The following is a 14,967-nucleotide window of genomic DNA, read 5'->3' on the forward strand; positions in this document are numbered from 1 at the left end:
GGGAACGCGTGCGGCGCACGCGTGCAGGGGCGCTGCCCCTACGCCCCTGCGGGGCGACCCCGGAGGTATTTGCAAAGAGAAGAAACAGGAGACGCGGGGCGGGATTGTTGCCTGCTTGCAGGCTCCGGGCAATCGTGATCTGCTCCGCGCCAAGACAGGAGTTCCCCGATGTTCCAGACTTTCACCGAGTCCGCCTCGCCGGATACCGGACCCGCCCGCCTTGCGGCGCTGCGCAAGGCCATGCAGGACGCGGGCGTTGACGGGTTTCTCGTGCCGCGGGCGGATGCCTGGCAGGGGGAGTACGTGGCCCCGGCGGATGAACGGCTGTCCTGGCTGACCGGGTTTACCGGCTCGGCGGGCTGGGCCGTGGCCCTGGCGGACCGGGCGGCGGTCTTCGTGGACGGGCGCTACCGGGTGCAGGTGAAGCGGCAGGTGGCGGAGGTCTTCGAGAAGGTCGACTGGCCGGAGACGTCCCTGGCCGACTGGATCAAGGCGGCCCTGCCGGAGGGGCAAACCGGTTTCGATCCCTGGCTGCTGACGGTCGAGCAGAAGCGCGGGCTGGAGGAGAAGGGCGTCGCCCTGCGGCCGGTGGCGAACCTTGTGGATGCGGTGTGGGAGGATCGCCCCGCCCCGCCTCTGGGCAAGGTCTTCGCGCAGCCGGTGGCGCTTTCGGGCGAGGCGCATGAGGCCAAGATCGCGCGGCTGGCCAAGGGCCTCGGCAAGGCGCGGGCGGCGGTCATCACCCTGCCCGACAGCATTGCCTGGCTCCTGAACATCCGCGGCAGCGACATTCCGAAGAACCCGGTGCCGCAGGGGTTTGCCGTCCTGCATGCGGATGCGACGGTGACGCTGTTCATGGCGGAGGAGAAACTGGGGGATGTGCGCGACCATCTCGGCGTCAGCGTCACGATACAGCCGGTGGCGGCGTTCGAAGACGCGTTGAGGGCGCTTCAGGGTCCGGTTCAGATCGACCCGGCGAGCTGTCCCGTTGCTGTCAACGACGCGCTCGAAGGCCGCGAGATCGTCGAGGGGGACGATCCCTGTGTCCTGCCCAAGGCGATGAAGAACGCCACCGAACTGGAGGGCACCCGCGCGGCGCATCTGCGCGATGCGGCGGCGATGGTGCGCTTCCTGTGCTGGCTGGACCGGGAGGCACCGGGAAACCTGACCGAGATCACCGTGGTCAAGCGCCTCGAAGAGGAGCGCCGCGCCACCAACGCCCTGCGCGACATCAGTTTCGACACCATCAGCGGCTCCGGCCCTAATGGCGCCATCGTGCATTACCGCGTGACGGAGGCCACGGACCGGCCCCTGCAAGACGGCGAGTTGCTGCTGGTGGACAGCGGCGGGCAGTATGTGGATGGTACGACGGACATCACCCGCACCATCGCGATCGGCGCTGTGGGCGAGGAAGAGAGGCAGAATTTCACCCGCGTCCTCAAGGGCATGATCGCGATTTCCATGCTGCGTTTCCCGAAGGGCATGACCGGGCAGGACATCGACCCCTTTGCCCGCCATGCGCTCTGGCAGGCGGGGCTCGACTATGGCCATGGCACCGGGCATGGCGTCGGATCGTATCTTTGCGTGCACGAGGGCCCCGCCCGCATCAGCCGCGCCGGGAAGGTTGCCTTCCAGCCCGGCATGATCCTGTCCAACGAGCCGGGGTTCTATCGCGAGGGCGCTTATGGTATCCGCATCGAGAACCTCGTGGTGGTCGAGGCGGCCGCGGCCCTGCCCGGCCAGACGATCCCGCAGCAATACCGCTTCGAGACCCTCACATGGGTACCGATCGACCGCAGGCTGATCGTGCCGGAGATGCTGACCAGTGCGGAGCGCGACTGGATCAACGCCTACCACGCCGAGGTGCGGACCCGCGTTGCGCCTCTGGTCGATGATGTCGCAGGGGCATGGTTGGCAGAGGCATGCGCCGCGATTTGACATTATAGTGTCACAAGAAAGGTGTCTCTGGACCGGAACACCGCGCAATAAAATTATCCCGATTTGGGAGAACAGATGACCATGACACAGGGGGACAGGACGATGAGCAAGATCACGATTACACCGGCAGAGGGCACCTGGGTCGTGCGCGCGGGCGGCGCGGTCATCGGCGAGAGCGCCAACGCCCTGGAACTCACGGAGGGTGATTTGCCCTTCGTGATCTACTTTCCGCGCGGCGACATCGCCATGGCCTTCCTCGACCGGACGACACATGAGACCACCTGCCCGTACAAGGGAACCGCGAGCTACTTCTCGATCATGTCGAAGTCGAAGACCTACACAAACGCGGTGTGGTCCTACGAGAACCCGAACCCGGACGTCGCGGCGATCAAGGATCACCTGGCGTTCTACGTCCAGGAAGGCGTGACAGTGGAGCAGGTCTGAGGACTGCTGCGCGCCCCGGTTGAACACGATACGGGCGGTCTGGCCGGGCCGTCCGTTGCCTTGTCCGGCGCACCGAAGCGACTCTCGCCAACAGCCTCCGGCGGTTGAAATGGGCATCCTTTTTCCCTAGCCTGTGACCCGAGCCATTCTGTCCAGACATTCAAGACCATCCGGAGAGTTTCATGTCCCATTTCGTCCCCATCCTGTCCACCGCCCTCGCCTTTGGCCTCGCGACCCCTGCCTTGGCTGTAACCGTCAACGGCGCTGACCTCGGCACCGCGCCTGGCTTCGGCCTGCCGAATGGCGCGGGAGCTGTCACCGGCACGTCGATGGCCTTCGGCACCGGACCGTTCGAGGACGTGGTGCTGGTCACGCTCGATCTTGGCGGTGCCACCTCCGGCACCATCGCCATGGATCTGACGCGCACGACTAGTGACATGGATGTGACGTTCGGGCTGAGCTACGGCACGGTCTTCGACTGGGTGGGTCTTGCCGATCAGGGACTGCTGCTCAGCAGCCCCGGCCTCGGGACATTCGACGGGACGGGCTATGGCTGGGGCAGTCTCACCACCTCCAATGTCACACCCGTCTTTCCCACCGGCCCCATCGGGACGATCACCTACGCCTTCGACCTCGTCGCGGGCACCTATGACCTGACCTATGGCACGTACACCCTGAACGGCACCTTCAAGCCGGGGTTCGATACTGGCCAGCCGATGACGTTCCTCTTGGGCAAGAACAACGCCAGCGAAGCCATGCAGGTCGACAGCATCAGCTACAGCCTTGGCAGTGCCGAAGTGCCGCTGCCCGCCGGTCTGCCGTTGCTTGCCGGGGCGCTGGCCGGTCTCGCCGTCCTGCGGCGGCGCGCGGTCTAACGCAGCGCCGCCAGCAGCAGCCGCCAGCGTTTGCCGAACTCGCTGAGGGCAAGCGTGCCGTCAGCAACACGGGCAGGATGTCGTGCGGCCTGTGTGAGCAACGCTCTGGTCTGCCATGCAGCCAGTAGCGCGGGTTTACCTGCATCGGGGCGGCCTTTGCGGCGGCCTTCGGCATACCGCGCCAGCCCCCGCTCCGCCAAGGCTGCTATCGTCTCGGGCCTGCCATCTGGCAAAGGCTGCCTTCCCCGCGCCTCCAGGTCCGGGACGGCCCGCAGATACCCGGCGAGGCCCGCCGCCGTGCCAATCCGCCACGCCGCTGCCACGTCCCGAGTGCCAAGGCCCCTTGCCGCCGCCGCCATCAGCCCGCCGCCGGTCTTTTCCAGGTAGTCCCACAGCGCCGGTTCGTCCGCGAAAGGCACGCGTTCCACGTCCAGTCGCCGTGCCTCCACCAGGTCCTGCAACCAGAGCGCCGCCTCTCCATCCAGAACCAGCGCCAGCGGAGTCACCACCTCGTGCCGGCGCACCATGCCGCCGTTGCGGATCTCTTCCAGCGCGTCCCACCACCATTGCAGCCGCATCTGCGCGATCATCGGCTCCTGCGTGAGCCAGGGCGCACGGCTGACCTCGACGTTGAAGGCGTAGATCGGAAAGAGCACCGCCCGCGCCTGAACCGGCGCCGCCATGACGGCGGCGAAGCGCTCCGGGTCGCCCTGTTCGACCAGCTTCGCGCAGGCGATCAGGTCCGGGTTCTCGGCAAAGGGATCGCTCAACGGGGGCGCACCACGGTGAGCGCATAGCCGAATGCCTCGTTGTGCTCCCGCCAGAGCGCGATTTCCGCCTCGGTCTCGTCCAGAACCTGAGCGAGCGCGGCATCGGCCCCCGGCCTGAGTTGTGCCACCTGCGCCTCCAGGGGCCGGTAATAGGCCTCCCAGGACGCGCGGGGCAGCATCTTCTGCGCCACGATCCCGAGGCCCTCGGCCTCCACGATTCCGTTCAGCCGCTCCACGGTGCCAATCGCCGGATACTCGGCCTCCAGCGGTGCGCGAACCTCAGTCGCCGGCTCGGCCACCCGGAACACCAGTTCGGAGAAACAGAGCACGCCGCCCGGCGCCAGCTTGCCGCGCATCAGCTCGAGCCCCTCGCGCAGCCCGAGAAAATACAAGGCCCCGGCGCACCAGATCACGTCGAACGGCCCCTCGGCCTCCCGCATGTCCCCGGTCACCAGCGTCACCCGCGAATCCCGGCCCCAGCGCCGCGCGGCCTGCTCCACGAAGGGCGCATGCGCTTCCACCGCCGTCACATGCCCGCCGGGCGCCGTGGCCAGCAGCAGCGCCTGGATGTCCGCCCCCGGCCCCGCGCCCGCGTCCAACACCCGCGCCCCGGGCTTCACCCCGGCCGCGCCAAGTGCCCAGGCCACGTCCTCGGGCCGCCCCGGCCCTTCGCGCGGCAGGTCCTTGTGCACCTCGAAAAACGCCGATCTGTCCATGCCGTCCGCTCCCTCAGGCCGCCACCGTTCCGGCATCGCGGACCAGCTTCCAGCGCACCGCGTCGAGCAGCGCCTCGAAACTGGCGTCGACGATGTTCGGGCTGACGCCCACAGTCGACCAGCGCCGACCGAGACTGTCCTCGCTGTCGATGGTCACCCGCGTGACGGCCTCGGTGCCACCCTGCGTGATCCGCACCTTGAAATCCACCAGCCGCATGTCGTCGATCAGTGCCTGATAGCGCCCGAGATCCTTCGCCAGCGCCTTCGACAGGGCGTTGACCGGGCCGCGGTCGCAACCCTCCTCATCCATGGACTCCGACACTGACAGCTTCTTCTCGCCGTCGATCTTCACCACGACCACCGCCTCGGACAGGCTGACCATGCGATTGTATTTGTTCTTGCGCCGCTCCACCGTCACCCGGTAGCGCTTCACCTCGAAGAACTCCGGCAGCACGCCCAATTCATCCCGCGCCAGCAGCTCGAAACTCGCCTGCGCGGTGTCGTAGGAATAGCCCTCCGACTCCCGCTCCTTCACCCGCTCCAGAATGCGGGCCAGAGCCGGATCGCGCTTGTCCACCTCCAGCCCGGCATCGGAGAGACGGCGGCGCAGGTTCGATTGCCCAGCCTGGTTGGACATCGGGATGATGCGCTCGTTGCCGACGCGCTTCGGCTCCACATGCTCGTAGGTGGACGGGTCTTTCAGGATGGCGCTGGCATGCAGCCCCGCCTTGTGCGCAAAGGCCGAGGCCCCGACATAGGGCGCCTGCTTCATCGGCACCCGGTTCAGGATATCGTCGAGCATCCGCGCCACCCGCGTCAACCCGGTCAGCGCCTCCTTGCTCACTCCGGTCTCGAAACGGCTCGCGAAGGGCTCCTTGAGCAGCAAGGTCGGGATCAGCGATGTCAGATTGGCATTGCCGCAGCGCTCGCCAAGCCCGTTCAGCGTCCCCTGCACCTGCCGCGCCCCGGCCAGAACCGCGGCCAGAGACCCGGCTACGGCGTTTTCGGTGTCATTGTGCGTATGGATCCCCAATCGTGCACCATCGACCCCGGATTCGATGACTTCGTGCACGATCTGCCCGATTTCATGCGGCAAAGTCCCACCGTTGGTGTCACAGAGCACCACCCACCGCGCCCCGGCGTCGAGCGCGGTCTTGAGGCACTCCAGAGCGTAACCGGGATTGTCCTTGTAGCCGTCGAAGAAATGCTCCGCATCGAACAGCGCCTCGCGGCCGGAGGCCACCAGATGTGCCATACTGGCGCGGATGTTCTCGAGGTTCTCTTCGAGCGACACGCCAAGCGCCTTGGTCACATGGTAGTCATGCGATTTGCCCACCAGACAGACCGCCCCGGTCCCGGCATTCAGGACAGCGGCCAGCACGTCGTCGTTCTCCGCCGAGCGCCCCGCGCGTTTGGTCATTCCGAAGGCCGTCAACGCGGCTTTCGTCTGCGGCACCGCCTCGAAGAAGGCCGAATCCGTCGGGTTCGCCCCGGGCCAGCCGCCCTCTATGTAGTCGACGCCAAGCGCGTCCAACGCCGCCGCGATCCGCAGCTTCTCATTGGTCGAGAACTGCACACCTTGCGTCTGCTGCCCGTCGCGCAGGGTCGTGTCATAGAGATACAGCCGCTCCCGTGTCATTGTTCAGCCTCTCTTTGGCGCTCGATTTTCGACAACGCGTCGCTATCGAAAGTTTCGGTCGGTTCGAGTGAGACGCCTTCCTTGGACATGCGCACTTCGACACCCGCCGCAATGAGCGCCGATTTCATGGAATCTACGCCAGAGAAATCCTTGGTTTGCATGGCCCGCACACGCATCGCCTGCAGGTTTTTCTCAAGCGTTTTCAAGACAAACATATCGCCGCCGTCAGCAGGACGGTCATTTTCCCAGCCGGAAAGACTATCGGTCAGAAGGCCGAGAAGCTTGGCGGAACTCAGCAACGAAACGAAATCTCCTGAATTCGACAAATTGTGTAGCTCAGCAATCGCTCCATGCGTGTTCAGGTCATCGGCCAACGCCGCGACCACGCCAGCATGCGGTGCGGTCGTGGGAAGACCACGGGTTTGTGCCCGCCACTTCTGCAAAGTCTTTTTCGCCTCCCGCGCCTTTTCCGCCGTCCAGTCCATCGGCTTGCGGTAATGCGTGGAGAGCATGACGAACCGGATCACCTCCCCCGGCACGCCCTGATCCAGCAGGTCGCGCACGGTGAAGAAGTTGCCGAGCGATTTGGACATCTTCTTGCCCTCGACCTGCAACATCTCGTTGTGCAGCCAGACATTCGCCATGACATCGGAGTGGTTCGCGCAGCAGCTCTGCGCGATCTCGTTCTCATGGTGCGGGAAGGACAGATCATTGCCGCCGCCATGGATGTCAAAGACATGAGGACGGCTCAGGGCGGCCTCGGACAGACGCCCCTCTTCAAGCGGCTTCTTCCAGAGCAGATCGTCCGCCATCGCCGAGCACTCGATATGCCAGCCCGGCCGCCCCCGGCCCCAGGGACTGTCCCAACCGGGCAAATCGTCCGAAGATGGCTTCCACAGCACGAAATCCATCGGATCGCGCTTGTAGGGCGCGACCTCGACCCGCGCCCCGGCGATCATGTCCTCCACGGACCGCCCCGAGAGCCGCCCGTAACCGTCGTAACTGCCGACGGAAAACAGTACGTGCCCCTCAGCGGCATAGGCGTGACCCGCCGCGATCAGCCCCTCGATCATCGCCACCATCTGCGGGATGAACTGCGTCGCGCGCGGCATGTGGGTCGGCTCCATCACCCCGACTGCAGCCATGTCGTCGAGATACCACTGGGTCGTCTCCGCCGTGATCTCGCCAATCGACCGCCCCGACTCCGCCGCCCGCGCGTTGATCTTGTCATCTACGTCGGTGAAATTGCGCACATAGGTCACATGATCCGCGCCATAGACCTGCCGCAGCAGCCGGAACAGCACGTCAAAGACAATCGCGGGCCGCGCATTGCCAAGGTGTGCCCGGTCATAGACCGTCGGCCCGCAGACATACATCCGCACGTTTTTCTCGTCCAAAGGCTCGAACCGCTCCTTGCGGCGGGTCATCGAATTGGTGAGACGGATTTCCATGGCGCGCTCCGGCATAGGGTCGCGGCGGGCTTAGCAACTTCACAAAAGGATTGGAATAGAAGAGCGGCCCGCCGACAGATGTCAGTGGGGAATGCAGCAGATCGTAATGATGCGCAGGCTCTTCATGGGATCGCGGATAGCACGAAACCCGCGCCCCGGGAAGCCGCTTTCGCGGGGGTCTTCCCCTTGACCCACGGCCGCGCCGCTCGCATCCTTCCGGGCATGACCCGCGCCATCGTCAACGCCCTCTGCCAGCCCCTGCCCGGCGCCGAAGTCTCGGACCCCTGGGGCGGCGGGCACGACGCCTGGAAGGTCGGCGGCAAGATGTTCGCCTGCATTGGCGCGGTGCAGAAAGGGGTCTCGGTCAAGACCCCTTCCATCGAAGATGCCGAACTCCTGATCGACATGGGCCGCGCCCTCAAGGCCCCCTATTTCCACCGCTCCTGGGTATTGCTGGACTGGGACGCGATCCCCGAAGACGAACTCCGGGACCGTATCAGCACCTCCTATGACCTGATCTTCGCCAGCCTGCCGAAAAAGACGCAAAAGGCCATCACCGAAGCATGACTCCGCTCGCCCTGCGCCCGCTTGCCCGAGACACGCCACTGGATCGGCTTGGATCGGCTCGGGGCGAGAGCGGACCTTGGCCGGCCGTCACCCCAGCGACCCTCCCCGAGGGGCAAGAAAATTTTGTCGGGGCAAAATTTTGTCGGGGCTTTGCCCCGCCCTTCGGGCTCCCCAAGGGTATTTGGAGACCAAAGAAGCGCCCCCCACGCCGATGTCTCCGGCGGTTCGCGCAACGCGTTCGGACGGAAGACCACCACACCAGGGCGATGGTCCTGTCTCATCCGGCGCGTTGGCTGGAGGGTGGGCCGCTGAACCGCAGGTTCAGTCGGGGCGCCCGGAAGCCGCGCCGCTACTGGCCTTCCAGCTTCCGGTAGGCCGCCACATTGGCGTTATGCTCTTCCAGCGTCTCGGCGAAGTTGTGCCCGTCTCGCGGGTCCAGCGTCTTCGCCACGAAGTAGATGTAGTCCGTATTCGCCGGGTTCAGTGCCGCCTCGATGCTCGCCCGCCCGGGGTTTGCGATCGGAGTCGGCGGCAGGCCGTTGATGACGTAGGTGTTCCACGGTGTCTCGCGCCGCAGTTCCGACGCCCGCAGCCCCCGGCCCAGCACGCCCTCGCCCTTGGTCAGGCCGTAGATCACCGTCGGGTCGGTCTGCAGCCGCATGCCGCGCTCCAGACGGTTCACGAACACCGACGCCACGTCGAAGCGCTCGTCCGGCCCGCCGGTTTCCTTCTCGATGATGGAGGCAAGGATCAGCGCCTCCTCCGGCGTGTCCAGCGGCAGACCGTCCGCGCGATCCTGCCACGCTTGCGCGAGTATCAACTCCTGCGCCTCCTGCATCCGCTGGATCACGCTCGCCCGGGTGTCCCCAGGCACGATCTCGTAGCTGTCGGGTGCGAGGCTGCCCTCGGGCGGAACCTCCACCGTGCCCTCGAGCACGTCGATCTGCCCAAGCTCCTGCACCACCTGCCAGCTCGTCACGCCCTCGGCCAGCGCCACGCGATAGCGCGTATCCCGCTTCTCGCGCACCTGCGCATAGGCCAGCGGAATGTCGCCCTCGCCGGGGGTGAATTCGGCCTTCTCCTCGTAGCGCCCGGTTGCCGGGTCGATCTCGCGCACCTGCACCTGCGCGCGCACGATGCCGATCCGGTAGACCACCTCCGTGCCGCAGGTGCTCGCGCCGCCCTTGGTCACGATGTCAACGATATCCGCCATGCTCGCGCCATCCGGCACGAGGTAGCTGCCCGCCTTGAGCGATTGCGTCCGATCGGTGTAATCCGCCCCCAGCCGCAGCATCATCGCGCTGGAGACCGCCCCGCGCGAGGCAAGATCCTCGGACACCCGCTTCATGGTGCTGCCGCGCGGCACCTCGAGGCAGATCGCCTGATCCAGCGGACCCTCCGCCCGGTATTCGCGCTGCGCCCAGAGCAGCACCCCGCCGAGCAGGAAGAAGGCGACGACCATGAAGGTCAGCGCGTTCGACGCGATGTTCCGCCACATGGGCTCAGCTCACCTTGCCGAAGATCACCGAGGCGTTGGTGCCGCCGAAACCGAAGCTGTTCGACAGCGCGTAGTCGATCCGGCGTTCGCGCTTGGTGTTCGGCGCGAGGTCCAGCTTCGGCGCAACCGCCGGGTTGTCGAGGTTGATCGTCGGCGGCGCGACCTGGTCCCGGATTGCGAGGATCGAGAAGATCGCCTCGATCGCCCCCGCCGCACCGAGCAGATGCCCGGTGGCGGATTTGGTGGAGGACATGGTCGCCTTCGCCGCATGATCGCCCAGCAGCCGCTCAACCGCGCCAAGCTCGATGGTGTCGGCCATGGTCGAGGTGCCATGCGCGTTGATGTAGTCGATCTGGCTCGCATCCAGCCCGGCGTCCTTCAACGCCGCCCGCATCGAGCGCTCACCGCCCTCGCCTGTCTCGGACGGCGCGGTGATGTGGTAGGCGTCGCCCGTGAGGCCGTAGCCGCAAACCTCGGCGTAAATCTTCGCGCCCCGCGCCTTGGCGTGTTCGTATTCTTCCAGTACGACAACGCCTGCGCCCTCGCCCATGACAAACCCGTCGCGGTCCGCGTCATAGGGGCGGCTGGCCTTGGTCGGCTCGTCGCCGCGCTTGGTGCTGAGCGCCTTGCAGGCGTTGAAGCCCGCGATGCCGATCTCCGAAATCGCCGCCTCCGCGCCGCCCGCCAGCATCACGTCCGCATCGCCATACTTGATCAGCCGCGCCGCGTCGCCGATGGCATGGGCGCCGGTCGAACAGGCGGTGACAACCGCGTGGTTCGGGCCCTTGAAGCCGTATTTGATCGAAACGTTGCCCGAGATCAGGTTGATCAGCGCACCGGGAATGAAGAAGGGAGACACCCGGCGCGGGCCCTTCTCCTTGATCAGGATCGCGGTCTCGGCAATCGAGTTGAGGCCGCCGATGCCGGAGCCGATCATCACGCCGGTGCGCAGGCGATCCTCTTCGCTTTCGGGCATCCAGCCGGCATCCTTCACCGCCTGCGCCGCGGCGGCCATGCCGAACATGATGAACTCGTCGACCTTCCTCTGTTCCTTCTTGTCGAGGTAGTCGTCCGGGTTGAACGTCCCGTCCGTCCCGTCGCCATACGGCACTTCGCAGGCGTAGGTGGTGGCAAGATGGCTGGCATCGAACTTGGTGATGGTCCCGGCCCCGGACTGCCCGTCGAGCAGACGGCTCCACGTCTCCTCCACCCCGCTTGCGAGCGGTGTGACCAGTCCCAGTCCTGTAACGACAACCCTGCGCGCCATGGCTCTGCCCTTCTTGGTGTATCCTTTTGGTGCCTATAGCCTGTCGGGGGCTCGGGGGGCAAGGGTGCGGGTGTTTGGAGCGGCGGGAGGGTGCCGGGAGCATTGTGATGACAGGACACGCCGAGTTGCGGCGAGACAAGCCGATCCTGTCCCACAGTAACCTGCTTCAGACCGCGCTCAACGCCGCCGACGCACGATCCCGAGCACCATCAAGGCGCCAATCAGCAACGCTCCGCCTGCCGGGATAGGTACCTCCGCCGCGCCGGGTACGGCCAGCCCGCCGAACGTGGTCGAGAAGCTGCGGCCTTCCACCGTGTCAAATCCGAAAACCGTCAGGATGCCGGTGTTCGACCACGTCGATGCGTCGGTTTTGAGCGAGAGCAGGTAGCTGCTGTCCGAGGGCACACCGAACAGGCCGGAAACGGCAATCGGATCAAAGGCAAAGGTCAACACGTTGCCATCCCCGGACCGGCTGACCGAGGTCAGCCCCCGGTTCCCCGTCGAATCCGTCCGATAATCCACGTCCAGCGAAAAGAGCCCATAGCTGGCAAAGCCGCTCAGGCTCATCCCGGTGATCTGGATGCCGCTGGGCTGGTAGGTGCTGCTCAACTCGCGCAACTGATACGCGAGAATGATATTGCCGGTCAGGTTCGAGGCAATCGCACGGTTCTGGACGTTGCCAAGGACATCCAGGAACGCGGGAGTCGGACTCTGAGCCTGAAAAGGCAACAGTTCTTCCTGCACCACTCCCCCCGCCAATTCCGGATCGGCGAGTGATGTTATGCCCGTGGGAAACACCGTTCCACCGGGCGCAAGAACCGCCGCGTCGAGCGGCAAGGCGCAGGTCATGATAAGGGCCGAAAGGCCGAAAAGTCTGGAAAGGGACATGGGCATGAAAGGGTCCTTGCGCAAAGTGAACCGGCTCACGGTATCACAACAGGGAAATTTCACTCATGAATTGCGCGCCGCTCGGCGGGTTTCCGCGTTTGGACAGCTACCCGACGGCCTGAGCAATGTTTCAAGCCCACCTCTCCCCCAAATCCCCCTTCGCCCGCTCGATCCAATGCTCCCGCAGCCAGTCACACGGCTTCGAGTGCCGAATGAACGACCCGTTCCACCCCTCCAAAGCATCCGTCATCTTCGGACGCCCATGAAAACACACCACTTTCGCCGCCTCGGGCAGCCGTGGCGGATGCACCCAGTTCCCCGGAAACGGGTTGCAGTCGTATTTGAACGAGACCACCCACTCCCCCGGGATATAGGTAAAACACCCCCGGTCCATCGCCTTGTGCGAGGTATAGCGCTGCTCCGAACCCCGCGCCTTTTCCACCTCCGCATAGGCATTCGCCGCGAGGTCCTCGTACAAGAACCCGTGCAAAGAAGGATCAAACCGGAAGACCGAGCCATGCCCCGTGGGGCGGCCCTTGCGCTTTTCCGTCCAGTCGTGGCGCATCGCCACCGTGCCCGGTGCGAGGTCCACGATCTCGTCCAGCGATCCGGTAATCACCACATCGAGATCGAACCCCAGAACCGGCCCAACCAGATCCGGCACCAGCCCGGGGCGAAAGAGTGAAACCTTGCGCATCGCACCCTGCCGGTTCGCCACCGCCAGCGCCTCCGCCATCGGTTTCGCAAAAGGCTCCACCGGCAGGTCAAGCACTTCGACGTCCGGATGCAGCCCCTCCGCATGTTCCGTCATGCACAGGAACCGCACGGGACGGCCCATGTTGCGCCGCACGCCGGAGTAGAGGCGGTTGACGTATTCGGGGCCAAAGAGGGTGCCCCATTTGATGCACATGATGTTGACGGGATCGCTCATGGCTGCTCTCTACTGCGCAGGATGTGCCATGACCAGTGGAAAGACCGATGAAACAGCTGCTCATTGCCTTGCTGATCGTTGCCTCGCCTGCCTCGGCGGAAGACATGACGTTTGAAGAGTTCATGACCGGCGGGTTGCATTTCACGGAAGAGTTGACCGAAGGCGCCGCGTTCTTTCGCAGTCTGCCGGTGGAGATGCAAAAGAAGATTCTGGTTGGCCTCGGTGCGCGACTTGTTGTTCTTGGCGATCAGCGCCTGTTTCTCGAAAGTGGTATCGTGACACTGGCACGAAGAGCCTTGATGGATCTGCGGTTCCCGGAACTGGACCCCGACAACAGCGCAATTTCCTACCGCATCTGGCGGGAAACGCGGCAACTTGGAGAGCCCGACGCCTATAGAGGCGCGCTTGTGGGTTTTGGCCGCTTTGGCCGTGACCACATCGGGTTGGAGGCCGCCGCTTAAGGGTTCTTTGGCAAGCCCACTGCGGCACTCGACGATTTTGAGTTGGCCTAGTGCCTCGGGCACGCCCCAGATGTCTATTCCCGTCTTGCCCGGCCAGGACACGAACCGGGTAATATTGAGCGACGAATAGGAAACGTCTGGGAAAAGTGGATTAGCGATGGTTTGGTCAAGGCCGCAGCGGGTGTCAGCGCTGTGGACAGGCTGACCGCAGAAACCCTCGCCCTGCAAACCCTCGACGAATAACCCGCCCCTTGCACCACTGCCATCGCCCCTCTATCCTGCCTCGGCAATCGAACGCCGGAGATTTGATGGAGCTTGCCTCAATCCTCCGGGCCGCCCGCCACAGGGCATGAGGCCCGAGACCCCTGCACACCCCGCCAATCGCGGGGCCTTTTGCCATGTCTCAACGGGATTGATCCATTGACAGCTTCCACACTGACCGACCTCGGATGGTCGGATTTCTTCGCAAGCCAGCTTGCCCCCGCCGAAACCCTGCTCACCCCCGCCCGCGTCACCGAAGTCCAGCGCGACCGCATCCGCGTGCTGACCACGGACGGGCCGCTCCGTCTCATCCCCACCGAGGCGGCGGGGAATTATGCCGTGGGCGACTGGGTGCTGACCGACGGCACGCAGGCGCTGCGCATCCTCGACGCGAAAACCGCGCTGACCCGCAAGGCCGCGGGCCATGTCGCCTACACCCAGCGCATCGCCGCCAATGTCGACACGCTCGGCATCGTCTCCAGCTGCAACGACGACTTCAACCTCGCCCGGATCGAGCGCTATCTGGCACTCGCCGCCACCGCCGGGTGCCAGCCGCTGATCCTGCTGACCAAGCCGGACAAGTCCGACGATCCGCAACGGTACGTCGACGACGCGCGGACGCTTGGGGACGTCACCGTGCTGGCGCTCAATGCCAAGGAAGAGGCGGAGACGGCGCAGTTGACGCCCTATGCCTCCGACGGCCGCACCCTCGCCCTGCTCGGCTCGTCGGGCGTCGGAAAGACCACCCTGCGCAACCGTCTCACCGGCGAGAGTGCGGCGACGCAGGCGATCCGCGAGGACGACAGCAAGGGGCGGCATACGACGACACACCGCAGCCTTGTCCCGACGCTGACCGGCGGCTGGCTGATCGACACACCGGGGATGCGCGAGTTGCAGCTGGCGGACATGGCGGATGGCATCGAGGAGGTCTTCGACGACCTGCTGGTGCTGGCGGGCCAATGCAAGTTCCGCAACTGCGAGCACGGAGGTGAGCCGGGCTGCGCGGTGCAGGCGGCCATCGCCGACGGCACGCTCGATGCGGCACGGCTCGACCGTTGGCGGAAGCTGGAGGCGGAGGATGCGCGCAACACCGCCTCCATCGCGCGACAGCGGGCCCGGGGCAAGGCCTTTGCCAAGATGGTCAAGAACGCGAAGAAGGCGAAGCGCGGGAAGTAAGGGGGAACGCCCCTGCGGGCCGTGGGGGGGGGGGGGGGCCCCCCCCCCGGCCCCGCCCCCCCCCCCGCGGGTTGGCGACCCCAAA

The 14,967-nt window shown here is 65.4% G+C and carries 14 protein-coding genes; 6 read left to right on the forward strand and 8 right to left on the reverse strand.

The window, feature by feature from the left end; all coding sequences use genetic code 11:
• The first annotated feature begins 168 nt into the window (after positions 1-168).
• From ACP159_RS24300 to ACP159_RS24310, 3 genes are all read left to right on the forward strand, one after another.
• Positions 169-1,938, forward strand: a complete 1,770-nt coding sequence (locus ACP159_RS24300) for an aminopeptidase P family protein (RefSeq protein WP_425099050.1) — start codon at positions 169-171, stop codon at positions 1,936-1,938.
• A 102-nt stretch (positions 1,939-2,040) separates the two neighbouring features.
• Entirely contained in the window at positions 2,041-2,382 is a 342-nt protein-coding gene (locus ACP159_RS24305) for a DUF427 domain-containing protein (RefSeq protein WP_425099361.1), read from the forward strand.
• Between the two features lie 182 nt (positions 2,383-2,564).
• On the forward strand, positions 2,565-3,257 hold the full coding sequence (locus ACP159_RS24310) for a VPLPA-CTERM sorting domain-containing protein (RefSeq protein WP_425099051.1): 693 nt from the start codon (positions 2,565-2,567) through the stop codon (positions 3,255-3,257).
• Here ACP159_RS24310 and ACP159_RS24315 read toward each other — a convergent pair.
• From ACP159_RS24315 to cysS, 4 genes are read right to left on the reverse strand one after another with little or no spacing between them, the layout of a single operon-like run.
• Entirely contained in the window at positions 3,254-4,027 is a 774-nt protein-coding gene (locus ACP159_RS24315; RefSeq protein WP_425099052.1) for a squalene/phytoene synthase family protein, read from the reverse strand. The two genes, ACP159_RS24310 and ACP159_RS24315, sit on opposite strands and share 4 nt — an antisense overlap.
• Positions 4,024-4,743, reverse strand: coding sequence for an SAM-dependent methyltransferase (locus ACP159_RS24320; protein WP_425099053.1), 720 nt, complete (start codon positions 4,741-4,743; stop codon positions 4,024-4,026). Before ACP159_RS24320 ends, ACP159_RS24315 begins: the two co-directional genes overlap by 4 nt.
• 13 nt (positions 4,744-4,756) lie before the next feature.
• Complete coding sequence (cimA, locus tag ACP159_RS24325) at positions 4,757-6,382, reverse strand: citramalate synthase (RefSeq protein ID WP_425099054.1); 1,626 nt, start codon at positions 6,380-6,382, stop codon at positions 4,757-4,759.
• A complete protein-coding gene (gene cysS / locus ACP159_RS24330) occupies positions 6,379-7,833 on the reverse strand; it encodes a cysteine--tRNA ligase (protein ID WP_425099055.1) in 1,455 nt (484 codons plus the stop codon). The genes cimA and cysS overlap by 4 nt, the downstream gene beginning before the upstream one ends.
• A 222-nt stretch (positions 7,834-8,055) precedes the next feature.
• Between cysS and ACP159_RS24335 the strand changes: the two genes are divergently transcribed.
• Positions 8,056-8,400 (forward strand): MmcQ/YjbR family DNA-binding protein, encoded by a 345-nt coding sequence (locus ACP159_RS24335; protein WP_425099056.1) that lies wholly within the window; start codon positions 8,056-8,058, stop codon positions 8,398-8,400.
• Positions 8,401-8,749: 349 nt separating this feature from the next.
• On the opposite strand, the gene mltG is transcribed toward ACP159_RS24335, so the two are convergent.
• The 4 genes from mltG to ACP159_RS24355 form a co-directional block, all read right to left on the reverse strand.
• Positions 8,750-9,898, reverse strand: coding sequence for an endolytic transglycosylase MltG (mltG, locus tag ACP159_RS24340; RefSeq protein WP_425099057.1), 1,149 nt, complete (start codon positions 9,896-9,898; stop codon positions 8,750-8,752).
• 4 nt (positions 9,899-9,902) lie between these two features.
• The gene (gene fabF, locus ACP159_RS24345; RefSeq protein WP_425099058.1) at positions 9,903-11,165 is read right to left on the reverse strand and encodes a beta-ketoacyl-ACP synthase II; all 1,263 of its coding nucleotides are present in this window, start codon (positions 11,163-11,165) and stop codon (positions 9,903-9,905) included.
• A 177-nt stretch (positions 11,166-11,342) separates the two neighbouring features.
• Positions 11,343-12,059 (reverse strand): VPLPA-CTERM sorting domain-containing protein, encoded by a 717-nt coding sequence (locus ACP159_RS24350; protein WP_425099059.1) that lies wholly within the window; start codon positions 12,057-12,059, stop codon positions 11,343-11,345.
• Between the two features lie 124 nt (positions 12,060-12,183).
• Complete coding sequence (locus tag ACP159_RS24355; protein ID WP_425099060.1) at positions 12,184-12,984, reverse strand: glycosyl transferase; 801 nt, start codon at positions 12,982-12,984, stop codon at positions 12,184-12,186.
• A gap of 47 nt (positions 12,985-13,031) precedes the next feature.
• On the opposite strand from ACP159_RS24355, the gene ACP159_RS24360 reads away from it, so the two are divergent.
• Both ACP159_RS24360 and rsgA read left to right on the forward strand, forming a co-directional pair.
• Positions 13,032-13,445, forward strand: coding sequence for a hypothetical protein (locus ACP159_RS24360; RefSeq protein ID WP_425099061.1), 414 nt, complete (start codon positions 13,032-13,034; stop codon positions 13,443-13,445).
• Positions 13,446-13,865: 420 nt separating this feature from the next.
• On the forward strand, positions 13,866-14,882 hold the full coding sequence (gene rsgA, locus ACP159_RS24365) for a ribosome small subunit-dependent GTPase A (protein WP_425099062.1): 1,017 nt from the start codon (positions 13,866-13,868) through the stop codon (positions 14,880-14,882).
• The last annotated feature ends 85 nt before the right edge of the window (positions 14,883-14,967 follow it).

Source organism: Tropicibacter sp. S64 (genome assembly GCF_049803835.1).
GTDB lineage: Bacteria > Pseudomonadota > Alphaproteobacteria > Rhodobacterales > Rhodobacteraceae > Pacificoceanicola.